Below are 14,684 nucleotides of genomic sequence, written 5' to 3'. Positions count from 1 at the left end.
TCTCGTTTTTACTGCTTTTGGTTTGTTTAAACCGTTCTTTAAATGTAAAGAAATTTTCGAGAATCGTATGTGTTTCACTGTTTAGTTATCAAGGTTTGTTGTGTCTGTCTCTCAGACAGTTTGTTTATTTTATCTCATCTCTTTTTGTTTGTCAAGCACTTTTTTAAGTTTTTTTCAAACATTTTTGAGTTAAGATTTTGTTGTCGTTTCGTTGACGACTTGGATACTTTATCATATCTTCTGTCTTTTGTCAACTGTGAATTTCATTTTTCTGAATTTCTTTTTAATTGTTTGTTTTTTGAAAACAATTATTTGTGACAGCTCAGTTATAATACCACTGGGAGTTATGCTTGTCAACCATAAATTTCAATTTTTTTAGATTTTCCTGGAAGTTTATTTTTATAGGACAATTTCTTTTCTGCTATCATTCATCTATTATGCTATTATCTTCCTGTTTATTATTTTATATGTGTTGTTTTTTAATAAGACTCTTCGCTGTATGGCGCTACGCCGGTCGCATTTTCAATGCGGGAATATGCAGGGGGAAGGCCATCTCAGAGTTCCGTAGCCCGAAGGCCCTCCCCCTGCACCCCCACCCTCTTGGGCACGGAAGTAATTCTTCGTTGTTGTGTGTGCTGCGTTGTTGACTTTTGTCTGTATGCTGCGGTACTCAAAATGGAACGTTGTGCCGATCTAGTTCCTGTATTCTTCGATATTTATGGTGATACGCTGTGCCGATCCCGTTTCTGTATTCTTCGATACTTATAGGAATATTCTGTACCAGTCTGACATTTCAGGACAGGACGCCCAGTCCGCTTCCATCCCCCGCATGTTTTTCCTGTCGGCTGGAAGCGTCAGCCAGAGGAAGGTGGCATCGGGCCGGGCTGCTGCGGAGGAGGGGTGATTACTACTTGGGCTGCGGGAGACGGCGTTATTGCGGCAGGGTCTGCTGTCTGAGCCGCAGGCGAGTTCTGGCCCTACCGCAATGCTTTTAGCCGCCTCACGGAGCCCTAGTAGTATCCCCCGACGGAGTCCCTGCCTGGAGCGATGCCACCTTCCTCTGGCGTCCCTCAACCACATCCACCTCTCAAAACCTCAAAAACATCCCCGACTGCATCCACTCCCGGAGCGATGCCACCTTTCTCTGGCGTCCCTCAACCACATCCACCTCTCAAAATCTCAAAAACATCCACGACTGCATCCACTCCCGGAGCGATGCCTTCTTCCCCTGGCGTCCCTCTATACATCCGCCTCACAAAATCCCAACAACATCCACCCCGGACCAATGCCACCTTCCTCTAGCGTCCCTCTATACATCCGCCTCACGAGTCCACAAGCCCTTCCCGAACCCGCTCCGTAAGACTGTCTCCACCCTTACGATACCAATCTTCCACAAAAGAGTCAAAAGAACTCACAGGCATCCTCCCCATAATGATCTGGATAAATGCGTTCTTCTCCAGCAAACGCAAAGTCTGAGGAATCTCCCCGTCACCATCCCCCAGATACTTCTTCTCCGGAGCACGGTAATTCGCATCCACCAGAAGCCCCACCGCCGAGATCCTGGACTTATACGCCGCCCAGGCCTCTACCGAAGGCACCTCCGCCTCAAGATACTCCTTACACGCATCAAAATAAGACGCCTCAATGGCACTGAGATCCTCCCTGGTCTTCTCATCGCCCGGACTGTAAAGAACCTCACGGATATGCTTTGTCACTATATAAGTAGCCTCATTATAATCCACATTGATCATTAGCGGACGCGCCGTAGGATCCACATTCAAGGCAAAATAAGTGTTCATCTCATCCGCATCCTCTGCCTCATATCTGGAATGGTCAAACAACACACTCAAAATCTTCATTACAATCTCCGGATGCTCATACCCTTTACGCACAACTACATATTTATTATCTCGAAACGTAGAGTATACCTCCACAGTCCGCTTTACATCCGCAGTCAGATAATACGGTTCCCAGTCTGCCTCTTTATTCTTCCGATACTCATCCATAAGAGGATTATTCGGAGTCCACCAGAGCCCGAAAAACGCTCCGCATTTTCCATTCACCACAAGATCACGGATATTATTCTGTGCACGTAAAGCAAAATCCGAATCCAGTATTCCCTGCCTGTAAAGCTCTCTGAGATACCCCAGAGCCTCCTTTGTCTCCTCCGTCAGCGATCCATAGACAATTTCTCCATCTGCATTTTCAATCCACTGCTGCGGATATGCCCCGAACTTTTCAAACACAGAGTCCACCGAATAGCTGGTGCTGACCGTGCCCACAAGTCCCGGATCACAGACAAGTCCCACAGGATCTTCACCATCCTCTGCACCCATCCGGTTTTCCTGAAACGCACGGATCACTGAAAAAGCCTCTTCCAGAGTCTTCGGTTCTTTCAGTCCCAGCTGCTCCATCCAGTCACGTCTCAGCCATAAAAGCTGCGGCCCATCATCAATGGCAGTCTCCGGAAGTGCATACAGTTTTCCGTCAAAAGTCCCGGATGCCAAAAGTTCCTCTCCATAGCTCTCATACATTTCCTTTATTTTATCGGAAGCGCAGCTTTTATATACTTCCGTCAGATCCTCGATAAGATCATTTTCAACCAGTTCTTCCAGAGTTTCCCTGTCCGACACCAGAAAAATATCCGGAAGATTCCGATCTTTGACCAGGATGTTCAGGGCTTCGTCATACCGCTCCTCACTCTCCATAAAAACATTCTTATTCTGAATATTCAGTGTTTTTTTCAGATACCGGGTATATGCATTGTCCTCATAAGTCTGCCCGTCCGGAAGATTAGAATTATTAGCCCCTTTCATCTGTCCCAGAGTATAAGTTACAAGCTCCGGATATTTCCCCAGAGGCGTGGTTTCTGCCTGTTCCCAGCTCTTACTGCTCTTTTCGGACAGAACATCTATATCTGTTTTTTCCATTTCTGCAGTTCCTAAAGAACACCCCGTCAAAAGTGCCAGGCTCAGTATCGTACTCAGAAATACCACTGTTTTTCCCAGACTAAGTCTCATCTTTTTTTACCTCTTTCGGGATCCTCATATCAACGCTTGTCCCCTCACCTACCTTGCTCAGGATCCGGATGGCATATTTCTCTCCATATAAAATGCACATACGGTCATTGACATTTTTAAGACCATAGCCTTTTGCCTGATATGTGAGCAGCTTTTCTGCCTGCTCCTGCTCCATCCCTATTCCGTTATCTTCAACCCGGATCACTACATCTCCATTCTCTTCAAAGAAATAAAGTTTCAGAAGCTTTTCCCCTTCCTCCTTCACATCCAGGCCATGCTCCAGAGCATTCTCAACGATGGGCTGCAGGGCAAGCTTCGGAACCAACTCCTGCTGCACAGACGGATCGATATTCCACTCCACCTTAAAATCATTGTCATGCATGATCAGCTGGATTTCCAGATAAGCTTCGATATTCCGAATACAGGTTTCCACAGTCACCATATCTGCTCCCTTACTGAGCGCTGTCCGGTAAAATGTAGATAATGCCAGTGTCACACGGCTGATCTCCTTCTGACGGCTCTTAATCGCCATCCAGTTTATAATAGAAAGAGAATTATAAAGAAAATGGGGATTGATCTGGGCAGTCAACGCTTTCAGTTCAAATTCCTTCAGAGCGATCTTATTTTCATACACTTCTTCGATCAGTCGATTAATTTCATCCATCATATGGTGAAAGCTTCTCACCAGCTGTCCTACCTCATCTCCGGAATCACTGTAAACCGTAACTTCACGGCTTCCCTGGTTCACCTGTTCCATATTTCTGGTAAGCTGCTCAATCTTTCTGGTAAACAGCTTAGAAAACGTCATTCCAAGCACAATGATGATCACAACGCAGAAGCCGATCAGTGGGATCTCACTGATCAATACTTTTGAAACCGAGCTCTCGATCACAGCCGGAGGTTTGTAAAAATAATAGGTCCATCTTGTTTCATGTCCGCTGCTGCTGACATAGGTATATTCTTCCCTCAGACGATCCAGCTTTTTTGCAGTTTCTTTCTGTGCTGAAATATCACTGGCCGCCAGATTTTCTCCATGATAGACGATATTTTGCTGATCATCCACCACAAAGCCTCCGGAATTCCGTTCAATAATATTAGCCAGAGGCTGGAATACTTTTCCGTAATCCAACAAAATACAGAGCACAGCCTCCCTGATCTTACCATCATATATTTCCCTGACTGCCGCAATCTGACGATTATCCCGGTCCACGATCCACTGAACCGTCACGGTATTATTTAATTTGTCACTCCACCATTCCCCATCAACCTCTGAAAGCGGAGCCAAGGTATATTCATGGCGCACGGGAATGCTTTCTGCAAAAAGATGTATCCCCAGAATTGCTTCGTGGTAGGATTTCGGCACCGTCAATAGCGGATCCACAACTTCCGTATACTGTTCATATGCAGTATAACGATCCATATCTTTGTTGAAGATCACCTCCTGGATTTCAGGAGAATAGGTAAGATAATTCAAAAGGCTGGCATAAATTTCGATCTGCCCGTCAATGTTTTCTCTGGTCTGCTCCAAAATGGAGTACATATCCTCCATCTCATTTTTCCGTACAAGACTACTCATACGACTGTGACTATACAGTGCCAACACAGTCATCGGCACCAGGGATACCACCACAAGAAGATTTGTCAGCTTGTACCGGTATTTCATATTATTATACTTCTTCAGAAGACTCTTCATCCTCATTGTTTCCTTTCCGATAGGACTCCGGGCTGCTTCCGTAATATTCCCGGAAGCTCCGGCAGAAATACGAAGAATTGGCAAATCCTACCTGCTCGCTGACCATGGCTACTTTCATGTTGGTAGTTCGTAGAAGCTCCTTGGCCTTTTCCATGCGGAACACACGGATAAAACGATTCAGGTTCATCCCCGTCTCCTTCTTGAAAATAAAGCTGAGATAGCCGGAAGAAAGATATACTTTTTCTGCCAGTGTTTCCAGATTCAGATCTTCCGCATAGTGATTGTAAATATAATTTTTGACTGCTGCCACCTCATCTCTGGATTCGCTCATGGAACGGTCCAGGAACTCCTCGTACTGGCGGATATTTTTTTCTGTAACCTCAATGATCTCCTGAATGGTAGAACAGCCATACAGATGATCCACCTCCAGATCCAGCCTGTGCTCTCCGGCAAAACGATTCTCCTGAAACAGCTCCCTTATCACATTGGAAAAAACAAATTTCACATACATGGCCGAAAACTGGGTATTGGACTGATATTTGGATGCCAGGCTGCGGAAATGGCTCCACAGCTGCTTCACATCCTTTCTGGAAATATCTTCTGAGATTTTTTCCATAAGCCTGGAATCCTGCTCCTCTTCTCCGGTATTTTTTTCCTCGTCCTCCTCGCTGGTGTAGACATGGATATCCGGATGATAAAATTTTTCTTCCATCTGCTGCTCCAGCTGTTCCATGATTTCCGGCAATTCCTGATATCCGTCAAAACGCCGGCTTACAGCCAGATGAAAGCGAACAGGATGAAGGCGCTTCAGAAGATTATAGACATTTTTTGCCACAAGGACATAATCACAGTACACATCCTTAAAAAGAAGCAAAGACTGACGGCCATTAAGATTCAAATAGAAGAAAGAACGGCGAAGCTCTTCCCGGATCTCAAGGGGAACCTCATCACTGGCAGAATCAAAAAAAGCTTCATCCGATTCAATAAGAATTGCACAGTGCCACTGCTCCCAGACAGAAAAATCCACAATTCCTTCCGCTTCCTTCAGACGCTCCTGATCTCCGGAATAAATGTAGCCCAGCAGAAAATACTGCTGAAGAAAGCTCTTTTCTTTTATGGACTGCTGCTCTTTATTTTTCCGGGATGCGATCTCCTTCTGGATCTTCTGTATGGTGTCATGAAAGCGGTCCGGATCCACCGGTTTCAGTACATAATCCGTCACACCATAGCGGATCGCCTCCTGAGCAAAAGCAAAATCTCCATAACCGCTGAAAATGATAATTTCCAGATCCGGATATTCCTCTCTTGCTTTTTTTGAAAGCTCCAGACCATCCATATGAGGCATTTTGATATCTGTCAGCATCAGATCCACCGGATGCTTTCTCAGCTCATTTAATGCCAGCTTGCCATTAGCCGCCTCATAAATCTCCCACTCTCCCTCCTCCATAGACAGAAGAAAGCGGATTCCGTCACGTTCCAGTTTTTCATCATCTACCACCAAAACTCTGTACATTCCTCACCTCGCCAAATATGGCCTGATCCACGTAAAAGCACGCAGAGCAGGCCGTTTTTCTTTCATTTTAACATTATTCAACTAATTTGTCAGCCCTTAACAGCTCCTGCAACCACACCTTCAATGATATATTTCTGGCATGCAAGATAGAAGGCAATGATCGGAATGATGGAAAGAACAAGAACGCCCATCATCGCTCCCATATCAATGGTTCCGTAACCGCCCTTCAGATACTGGATGGCAATGGAAATGGTTTTATATTTCTTGATATCAAGTACCAGATATGGAAGAAGATAATCATTCCAGATCCACATGGTTTCCAGGATCGCTACAGTTACACAGGTCGGTTTCATAACCGGAAGAACCACTTTAAAAAATGTCTGGATCGGGGTACAGCCATCGATCATGGCAGCTTCTTCGATCTCGATCGGAATGGATTTTACAAAACCGCTGAACATAAATACCGCAAGTCCTGCTCCATATCCAAGATAAATGATGATCAGTCCCCACGGAGTATTCAGTTTCAGGATGTTTGCGATCTTGGAAAGAGTAAACATTACCATCTGGAATGGTACGACCATGGAAAACAGGCACAGCATGTACATGGTTTTTGTCAGCGTGTTGGTAACACGGTTGATGTACCAGGCACACATGGAGGTACAGAGCAGAATTACCGCAACAGAAAATACTGTGATAAATAATGTCCATCCAAATGCCTGGAAAAATCCGGTTTTTGTGAGACCATTTACATAGTTTTCCAGACCTACGAACATTTTATCCGTTGGGATTGCAAAGGGATAACGGCTGATGTATGCTTTTTTCTTAAAAGAATTGATCAAAACCAGAAGGATCGGGAAAATATAAGCAACAGATACCACACTCAGGATCGCAGTCCACAGACCGCTGAATTTTACTTTTTTATTCATTACTGCTGTACCTCCTTACTTCTTGTGAGACGATTCTGGATCATGGCAATTGCTCCAACCAGGATAAAGAAGATCACGGCCTTCGCCTGTCCTACACCTTCCCATCCGGTACGTCCATAGAAGGTATTGTAAATATTCAGTGCAAGCATTTCTGACATATTGGAAGGCTCACCATTTGTAAGAGCAAGGTTCTGGTCAAAAAGCTTGAAGGAGTTGGTAAGTGTCAGGAAAGTACAGATGGTGATGGACGGCATGACCATAGGAATGATCACATGCTTCAGAAGCTGTCCTTTGTTCGCACCATCGATCTGTGCAGCCTCGATCAGTTCACCCGGGATATTCTGGATACCTGCAATGTAAATGATCATCATATATCCGATCTGCTGCCAGCACATCAGGATCACAAGACCCCAGAATCCGTAAACAGAAGAATATGTAAGTGTTTTATTGATCTGAAGAAGCAGACCGTTTAACAGAAGCTGCCATACATAACCAAGGATGATTCCACCGATCAGGTTTGGCATAAAAAATACGGTACGGAATATATTGGTTCCTTTGATCTTCTTGGTCAGAAGCAACGCAACTGCAAAACCGATCACATTGATCAGAACTACTGATACAACCGTAAATGCGGTGGTGTACCATAATGCATGTCCAAAGGTTCCATCCTCAGTAAAAATCTTCACATAGTTCTGTAATCCCACGAATTTTGCATCCGTTACTGTGGTAAATTTACAGAAGGAAAGATATACGCCCATGATAAAGGGAACGATAAATCCAATGGTAAATGCCAGCAGGGTAGGCAGGACAAAAACCGGAAAATACTTTTTCATCATCTTATTCTGCATGTTTTCTCTTCCTTTCTCCTGAGGATGCATCCTTCCCTACTTTACACATCCTCTCTTCATTAAAAGAGGCAGGCGGAAACCGCCCACCCCTTCGTGATCACGTTTCAGTTATACCTTATCAGCCTTCATTTGCTGCTTTGTACTCTTTTGCCCATCCGTCAACAAATGCAGTTTTCACAGCATCCCACTCGCCGGTACCCTGTGCATACTCAAGCATTGCACTGCCGACCTGGTTTTTCCACTCTTCAGAAGGCATGGTTGTAAAGTTCCATGAAACCGGAGTTTTACCAGCTTTTACATATTCGTCGGCTGCTTTTACAAGCGGATTTGCAGACTCATAATTCTCATCAAAGGTCTTGAATGGTGTTGTAAATCCCATTTCCTGGCTTATAGATTCTCTTCCTTCATCACTTGTGATAACCCAGCTGAGGAAATCAAGAGTTGCCTGGATATCCTTCTCATCTGCTTTTTTGTTTACGCACCAGTAGTTCTCACTGCCTGTGCAAAGTCCCTGGTCCTCTTCACCATCTACACCAATATAGATTGGAAGCATTCCCATATCCTCGTCTGCTACTTCGTTATCTTTGATGTTATCATAAGCCCAGGTTCCATTCTGATAGAACACAGCCTCTCCAAGACCAAATTCAGCATTTGCATCATCGATAGTCTTGCTGGAAAGAAGGCTTGGCTCACAGGTAGAATCTGTGATATAAAGGTCAAACAGGTTCTTGAAGTTGTCAAGATAGGTCCCTTTGATCGCATCTGTGGATGTGATTCCGTCTTCTTTGTACTCATAATAGATTGGAAGGTTTGCAAGGTGTGTCTTGAAGCGCCAGTCACTGGAAGAATCAAAGCCTGCGGAAGTAAATGCACCGTCAACTCCAAGGTCATCTTTCTTAGCCTGGATATCATCTGCAACCTTCTTTAATGTCTCAAAATTGTTGATCTCATCTGCAGACTTGATCACAGCGCCATCCATCTCACAGTATTTCTTAAGAAGCGCTTTGTTGTAAATAATTCCATATGTTTCAATTACATAGGCGATACCGTCAACTGCACCGCTGTCCTCCTTCAGTACGAAATCGTCACTCTCCACATTTTTGTAAACATCGCTGTCTTTCAGGTCATAGCAATAATCCTTCCAGGATGCAAGTCCAACCGGTCCGTTAACCTGGAACAGTGTCGGAACCTCATCCTTGGCCATCTCTGATTTCAGAGTAGACTCATAAGTTCCGGAAGCAGCTGTAACAACGGTAACCGGTACACCAGTCTCATCGGTGTATTTCTTTGCCAGGTCTGACCACTGATCTGCCTGCTCCGGTTTAAAATTCAGATAATAAACAGAGCCTTCACTGTCATCCCCTTTTGCCATAGCAGGAACTGCCGGGATCATGGTAGCTGCCATTAAAGCTGCAAGACCAAATGCTGTTGCTTTTTTCATTCTCATAATCGTACCTCTCCTTTACCTTATATGATATTCAATTTGTTTCGCGGATATGCTTAAAACGTCCATTTCGCATATTCCTGACCGATAAGCTTCAAATCAGCTTCTCGATTAACTTGATATTATTGTAAATCGAAGAGGTCATTTTCACTATATAAAAAAATCAAGAAACATGTTGATTTTTTTATATAGTAAAAATATTGATATTTTACCATGAAAAAAGAAGCCGGAACAGGCTTGCTCCCATTCCGGCTTCTTCCATATATTATTTTCGATTCATCATGCTTTATTGACAGATCCGAAAAGCTCCATTTTCTCTTTAACAGTAGCTTTGATCGCTTCTGCTCCAGGTGCAAGAAGCTTACGTGGGTCATATCCTTTACCCTGCTGATCCTTACCCTCTTCAATGTATTTACGTGTAGCTTCAGCAAATGCAAGCTGGCACTCTGTATTTACATTGATCTTGGAAACGCCAAGGCTGATCGCTTTCTTGATCATGTCTGCCGGGATACCTGTACCACCGTGAAGAACAAGCGGCATATCTCCTGTCAGTTTCTGAATAGCATCCAGAGTCTCAAAGCTTAAGCCCTGCCAGTTAGCCGGATATTTTCCGTGAATGTTACCGATACCAGCTGCAAGGAAGTTGATTCCAAGATCTGCAACTCTCTTGCACTCCTCAGGATCAGCGCACTCGCCCATACCAACAACACCATCTTCCTCGCCACCGATGGAACCAACCTCTGCCTCAAGAGACATGTTGTGCTCAGCAACGATCTTAACCAGCTCTTTAGTCTTAGCTACGTTCTCATCAATCGGATAATGAGATCCGTCGAACATAATGGAAGAGAAACCAGCCTCAACACATTTCAGGCATCCATCATAGCTGCCGTGGTCAAGATGAAGAGCAACCGGAACAGTGATGTTCAGCTCTTCCATCATACCGTTAACCATACCTACAACAGTCTTATAACCTGTCATGTATTTACCGGCACCCTCGGAAACACCAAGGATTACAGGAGAGTTGAGCTCCTGAGCTGTCTGAAGGATAGCTTTTGTCCACTCAAGGTTGTTGATGTTGAACTGACCAACTGCATAATGGCCTGCTTTTGCTTTTTTCAGCATTTCTGTTGCGTTTACTAACATGATAAAATCCTCCTAACCTGTATTAGGATACGGAAAAACCGTGTCCTTTATATCCAACCGTACTCATAATAGCAGATTTCCTTTGGTAAGTCCAGTATTTTACCAAAAATGCTGATTCTGTGGGAATTATTATTTTTTTTGAGAAAAAGCTTGCAATTTTATCAAATGTTATATATAATACATTTGTTGTTCACGGATGGATTCCCGAGTGGCCAAAGGGGGCAGACTGTAAATCTGTTGGCACCGCCTTCGAAGGTTCGAATCCTTCTCCATCCAGCGAATTTAGCTCTTACATCTTTGCGATGTAGGAGCTATTTTTTTGTGCAAAAAGAAAACCGCAAAGGGGCCGCAAAGCCGCGGCCCCTCTGCACACCCCTCGGGCTTTTTTTAAGGAGTTCTTGGTTGTGGATGAGGGGAGGGTGTTGACTTGTGTCTGTATGCTTGGGTATTGGATGTGGGACGCTGTGCCGATCTGGTTCCTGTATGCTTCGGTGTTGGATGCGGGATGCTGTGCCGATTTATTTTTTGGGGGATACGGCCGGCTGCTTTATTGGTTATGGATTGTTTTGAGGCCGTTTTCTGTATGCTTCGGTGTTGGATGCGGAACACTGTGCCGATCTGGTTCCTGTATTCTTCGGTGTTGGACGTGGAACGTTGTGCCGATTTATTTTTATATATTGTGTTTTTTGGGCACTGGGCAGAATGTACATTCGCTTCTATTGTCTGCTCTCTGCGGTTGAATTTTCAGCCGGGGATGTGGCAGCGGTATGGGCTGCTGCGGAGGAGGTGTGATACTGCTTAGGCTGCGGGGATCGGCGTTATTGAGACAGGGGCTGCTGTCTGAGCCAGAGGCGAGTTCTGCCCCTGTCTCAATGTTTTTAGCCGATTTCCGGAGCCTTAGCAGTATCCGCCGACGGAGCCCTGCCCGTACCGCTGCCACATCCCCGGCGTACGGTTCATTCAATCCACCACACAAAGAAAAAGACGGCCACCCCCCAAAAAGCGAGACAGCCGTCCTTTCCTCACACATCATACATAGGAAATCGAAACACCGAAAAAAATCTATTTGTTAACTCTGTTAACCGTATTACCATCCAGAAAAGCCTTGATATTATCAACCGTAATATCCATGATCCTCTGTCTGGAAGCCTGAGCAGCCCAGGAGATATGCGGAGTGATGATGCAGTTTTTAGCCTTGAGAAGCGGATTATCCCCCTTGATCGGCTCAGTAGAAACAACATCAAGACCAGCAGCATAAACCTTCCCACTATTCAGAGCATCTGCCAGATCCTGCTCAACAACAAGCTGACCACGGCTGTTGTTGATAAGGATAACTCTATCCTGCTTCCTTTGTTTGCAAGAACGATAACATCTCCCGGCTGAGCCATATCCAGTGCTTTATGGAACAGAAGGTTATCTCCTGCCGGTGCATTTACTGTAAATGCAGTTCCCAGAAGTCTTGCCTTCGGGTTCAGCGGGAAAATACTGGAATCTACGGCAGCGATCTTTCCACAGTTATCATCAATATTTGCAACTGGAATTCCACGGAAGGCTTCTACTAATTCTTTTGACGGTCTTTCAAAATTTCGTCTGATCCTACATCCTAATGCCATATAAAAACCTCTCTTCTTTTGATTTTCTTTTTTAATTGTATTTATCATATCATACAAGCTTACTATTGAATAACGAATAATTTCTCTGTATAATATAAATAATTTTTATATTATCAAAGCTTAAACCATCCTATAGACAACACCAAAGAAAAGGAGCTGTTCATATGAATCTTGCTGAAATCGAAACCTTTCTCACCATTGTAAATACCAAGAGCATCACCCGTACAGCGGATCTTCTTTTTCTTTCCCAGCCTACTGTCAGCCACCGGCTCACATCTCTGGAGAACGAACTGGGTTTTCCCCTTGTGATCCGTCAGAAAGGCCACAAGCAGGTGGAACTGACTGCCAAGGGAACGGATTTTATCATCCTTGCGGAACGCTGGATGTCTCTCTGGAAGGAAACTATGGAGCTGCAGCGCAATCAGGATTCCCTGCTGCTTACCATCGGCTGTACAGACAGCCTGAACGTAGCTGTTTTCGCACCACTGTATGACAGGATCTTAAATGAGCAGACCAAGCTGGACCTGAACATCGAGTCCCATCACTCTTCAGAGCTCTACGGTCTTCTTGGAGAACACAGCATTGATATCGGATTTGTCTACCACAAATTGCATTACAAGAATATCATAACAGAGAAAATCTTCGAAGAAAAACTTTATCTGATACAATCGGATCAGCCAGTGATTCCGGCTCCGGCAATACATACCGATGAGCTGGATCCATCCCTGGAGCTGTTTTTAAGTTGGGATGACAATTATCAGATCTGGCATGACCGCTGGCTTTCCTCCGCTTCCAGGCCTCACATTGCGGCAGATACCATCACACTTTTGGACCGTCTCTGGAAAAAACCGGGAAACTGGATGGTCGCACCACAGTCTGTGATCCTGGAGCTTTCCCATTACCGGCCTCTTTTTATCAGTGAACTGAAAAACACACCGCCAAACCGTGTCTGCTATAAGATCAAGCATAAATATCCAAAGTCCACTAGCAAACGTGCCGTGGAATTCTTCGAAAATGCACTGGAAGACTTTCTTGCAGAATCCACTCCGTCCTTCCCGATCGGCCAGGTATGGGAACGACAGAAATAAAAAAAACGGTAAGCACAAGTCCGTCAGGAAGATTTTCTGCTTTACCGTTTCTTCTTATTATATTATTTATACCAGGATTTTTGATCCACCGCTTTCCGCCACATAAAGCAATAACGGGCTTCGACTTGTTTCATCATATATCAAGAACACTTTGTTTACAAGGATTTTCAGCATTTCCATGAAAAACAATATTTCGTCTGATTGCGTCTATTTTCTTTTATTTGTCACAAAAATTGTCATAAAAGAGCCACGCCCGATAAAGGGAATGGCTCTGATTATTACATTATATTTTCAAGCTTTTTTATTTCATTCTGTACTCTTGCAACATCTACGTGATTGTATATGTTCATTGTAATGCTTATGTCACTATGTCCCATAATCATTTGTAAAACTTTGATATCTAGGCCAGCTTCTGCACATCTGGTGCAAAACGTATGCCTCAGCATATGTGGATGTGTCAAGTATAGGACAAAAAAATTTTATTTTTTTCTGCCGAAGACTATCTGACGTTTCCATCAGGTAGTCCCAGCACCTTTATTATCTTCTGATAAATCATTCTTGTCCTGCTCAAGTTATCTCTGTTCTGAAAAAATATCGTCAAAATTCCATTCGATTTCAATTTCATCCTGAATCAGAGAAACAGCAGCACCCGTCACTGCAATCAGCCCCACTCTCCAGTTCATACAGGTAAGCCACAAAAGAATACAGATAAAATTCAGATGCGCACTGTTCCATGTACATGTCTGAAAAACAAATCATCACACCTGGCATTACTCGGTAAACCGTCATAACGCCCTCTCCTGTCGCATCATTTAACATAAGAACAGCGCAATTCTCATTCTGAATCACAGGCTTCACATTACTTCCAAGACTTGCAATTTCATTTACATTCAAATTTCTTCTCCTTTCACATAGTGGTATTTCTTTGTATTAGTTTCATCTAACCTTTTTTTCTATTATCTTAACATGAGAATCGAGCATTATCCAGACCTGAACGGACGACAATAATCCATTTAGACAAAAATAAAGTTCCAGACTTATTATCTGAAACTTTATTATAAATCCAGCATCATTGCATTACTTCACACAACGGAAATATACCATAGAACCGTCAACATGGATATCCGTTTCTTTATATAGTTTTTGAAGGATATCTCTCAGCTCTTTCTCCGTCTGAAACGGTGGAGAAAACCACCCTTTCTTTGCAAGAATATTTTTTACCAGCCAATCTGTCCGTTTCGATTTTCCCCTGATTTGACACTCCCCACAGCTAAAGTAGGGGGATTCTTGCTTCTCCCACTACTGCATTGGCAAACACCTTACGGTACTGCAATGTCTTACACAGTGTCCACAAGCTATATTTATACTGTTCCCGTATGCCCTACGGTACAGTTTT

General features: G+C 44.0%; 11 protein-coding genes, 1 tRNA gene and 1 pseudogene. 2 read left to right on the top strand and 11 right to left on the bottom strand.

The genetic code is table 11. The features are described from left to right. Window positions 1-1,322 precede the first annotated feature (1,322 nt). The 7 genes from DMI82_RS19170 to fba form a co-directional block, all read right to left on the bottom strand. Entirely contained in the window at window positions 1,323-3,020 is a 1,698-nt protein-coding gene (locus DMI82_RS19170) for an extracellular solute-binding protein (RefSeq protein ID WP_110104280.1), read from the bottom strand. Continuing rightward, window positions 3,010-4,719 (bottom strand): sensor histidine kinase, encoded by a 1,710-nt coding sequence (locus tag DMI82_RS19165; protein ID WP_227945536.1) that lies wholly within the window; start codon window positions 4,717-4,719, stop codon window positions 3,010-3,012. Before DMI82_RS19165 ends, DMI82_RS19170 begins: the two co-directional genes overlap by 11 nt. Further along, complete coding sequence (locus tag DMI82_RS19160) at window positions 4,688-6,226, bottom strand: response regulator transcription factor (RefSeq protein WP_059085412.1); 1,539 nt, start codon at window positions 6,224-6,226, stop codon at window positions 4,688-4,690. Before DMI82_RS19160 ends, DMI82_RS19165 begins: the two co-directional genes overlap by 32 nt. A gap of 89 nt (window positions 6,227-6,315) precedes the next feature. Continuing rightward, entirely contained in the window at window positions 6,316-7,152 is an 837-nt protein-coding gene (locus DMI82_RS19155) for a carbohydrate ABC transporter permease (protein ID WP_021650827.1), read from the bottom strand. Next, entirely contained in the window at window positions 7,152-8,000 is an 849-nt protein-coding gene (locus tag DMI82_RS19150) for a carbohydrate ABC transporter permease (RefSeq protein WP_110104281.1), read from the bottom strand. Before DMI82_RS19150 ends, DMI82_RS19155 begins: the two co-directional genes overlap by 1 nt. Before the next feature lie 118 nt (window positions 8,001-8,118). After that, entirely contained in the window at window positions 8,119-9,447 is a 1,329-nt protein-coding gene (locus DMI82_RS19145) for an ABC transporter substrate-binding protein (RefSeq protein ID WP_021650828.1), read from the bottom strand. Window positions 9,448-9,723: 276 nt separating this feature from the next. Continuing rightward, window positions 9,724-10,587, bottom strand: coding sequence for a class II fructose-1,6-bisphosphate aldolase (gene fba, locus DMI82_RS19140; RefSeq protein ID WP_015527136.1), 864 nt, complete (start codon window positions 10,585-10,587; stop codon window positions 9,724-9,726). A 194-nt stretch (window positions 10,588-10,781) separates the two neighbouring features. Here fba and DMI82_RS19135 point away from each other — a divergent pair. Beyond that, window positions 10,782-10,863: transfer RNA gene (locus tag DMI82_RS19135), tRNA-Tyr, on the top strand. Between the two features lie 786 nt (window positions 10,864-11,649). Here DMI82_RS19135 and DMI82_RS20750 read toward each other — a convergent pair. Together DMI82_RS20750 and DMI82_RS19125 are read right to left on the bottom strand one after the other, a co-directional pair. Beyond that, window positions 11,650-11,928, bottom strand: a pseudogene (locus DMI82_RS20750) (NAD(P)-dependent oxidoreductase); the annotation flags it as partial. Then, the gene (locus DMI82_RS19125) at window positions 11,859-12,200 is read right to left on the bottom strand and encodes a demethylmenaquinone methyltransferase (RefSeq protein ID WP_015527134.1); all 342 of its coding nucleotides are present in this window, start codon (window positions 12,198-12,200) and stop codon (window positions 11,859-11,861) included. The pseudogene DMI82_RS20750 and the gene DMI82_RS19125, both read right to left, overlap by 70 nt. 164 nt (window positions 12,201-12,364) lie before the next feature. Here DMI82_RS19125 and DMI82_RS19120 point away from each other — a divergent pair, with 164 nt between their 5' ends. After that, window positions 12,365-13,288 carry a LysR family transcriptional regulator gene (locus tag DMI82_RS19120; RefSeq protein WP_015527133.1) on the top strand — a complete coding sequence of 308 codons (924 nt, stop codon included), beginning with the start codon at window positions 12,365-12,367 and terminating at the stop codon, window positions 13,286-13,288. Window positions 13,289-13,566: 278 nt separating this feature from the next. On the opposite strand, the gene DMI82_RS19115 is transcribed toward DMI82_RS19120, so the two are convergent. Together DMI82_RS19115 and DMI82_RS19110 are read right to left on the bottom strand one after the other, a co-directional pair. Then, the gene (locus DMI82_RS19115) at window positions 13,567-13,734 is read right to left on the bottom strand and encodes a tyrosine-type recombinase/integrase (RefSeq protein WP_021650830.1); all 168 of its coding nucleotides are present in this window, start codon (window positions 13,732-13,734) and stop codon (window positions 13,567-13,569) included. 175 nt (window positions 13,735-13,909) lie between these two features. Continuing rightward, window positions 13,910-14,182 carry a hypothetical protein gene (locus DMI82_RS19110; protein ID WP_021650832.1) on the bottom strand — a complete coding sequence of 91 codons (273 nt, stop codon included), beginning with the start codon at window positions 14,180-14,182 and terminating at the stop codon, window positions 13,910-13,912. Window positions 14,183-14,684 lie beyond the last annotated feature (502 nt).

The organism is Blautia sp. BCRC 81119 (genome assembly GCF_003184505.1).
Classification (GTDB): domain Bacteria; phylum Bacillota; class Clostridia; order Lachnospirales; family Lachnospiraceae; genus Blautia_A; species Blautia_A fusiformis.
Note: the sequence above shows the minus strand (reverse complement) of the source record. Positions and strands in the feature narration are given on the sequence as shown.

What these genes read in the sequence shown, in the direction of transcription:
- fba (WP_015527136.1), bottom strand. Translation starts at nt 10,587, where the DNA reads ATGTTAGTAAACGCAACAGAAATGCTGAAAAAAGCAAAAGCAGGCCAT.
- DMI82_RS19145 (WP_021650828.1), bottom strand. Translation starts at nt 9,447, where the DNA reads ATGAGAATGAAAAAAGCAACAGCATTTGGTCTTGCAGCTTTAATGGCA.
- DMI82_RS19115 (WP_021650830.1), bottom strand. Translation starts at nt 13,734, where the DNA reads ATGCTGAGGCATACGTTTTGCACCAGATGTGCAGAAGCTGGCCTAGAT.
- DMI82_RS19150 (WP_110104281.1), bottom strand. Translation starts at nt 8,000, where the DNA reads ATGCAGAATAAGATGATGAAAAAGTATTTTCCGGTTTTTGTCCTGCCT.
- DMI82_RS19125 (WP_015527134.1), bottom strand. Translation starts at nt 12,200, where the DNA reads ATGGCATTAGGATGTAGGATCAGACGAAATTTTGAAAGACCGTCAAAA.
- DMI82_RS19165 (WP_227945536.1), bottom strand. Translation starts at nt 4,719, where the DNA reads ATGAGGATGAAGAGTCTTCTGAAGAAGTATAATAATATGAAATACCGG.
- DMI82_RS19160 (WP_059085412.1), bottom strand. Translation starts at nt 6,226, where the DNA reads ATGTACAGAGTTTTGGTGGTAGATGATGAAAAACTGGAACGTGACGGA.
- DMI82_RS19170 (WP_110104280.1), bottom strand. Translation starts at nt 3,020, where the DNA reads ATGAGACTTAGTCTGGGAAAAACAGTGGTATTTCTGAGTACGATACTG.
- DMI82_RS19155 (WP_021650827.1), bottom strand. Translation starts at nt 7,152, where the DNA reads ATGAATAAAAAAGTAAAATTCAGCGGTCTGTGGACTGCGATCCTGAGT.
- DMI82_RS19120 (WP_015527133.1), top strand. Translation starts at nt 12,365, where the DNA reads ATGAATCTTGCTGAAATCGAAACCTTTCTCACCATTGTAAATACCAAG.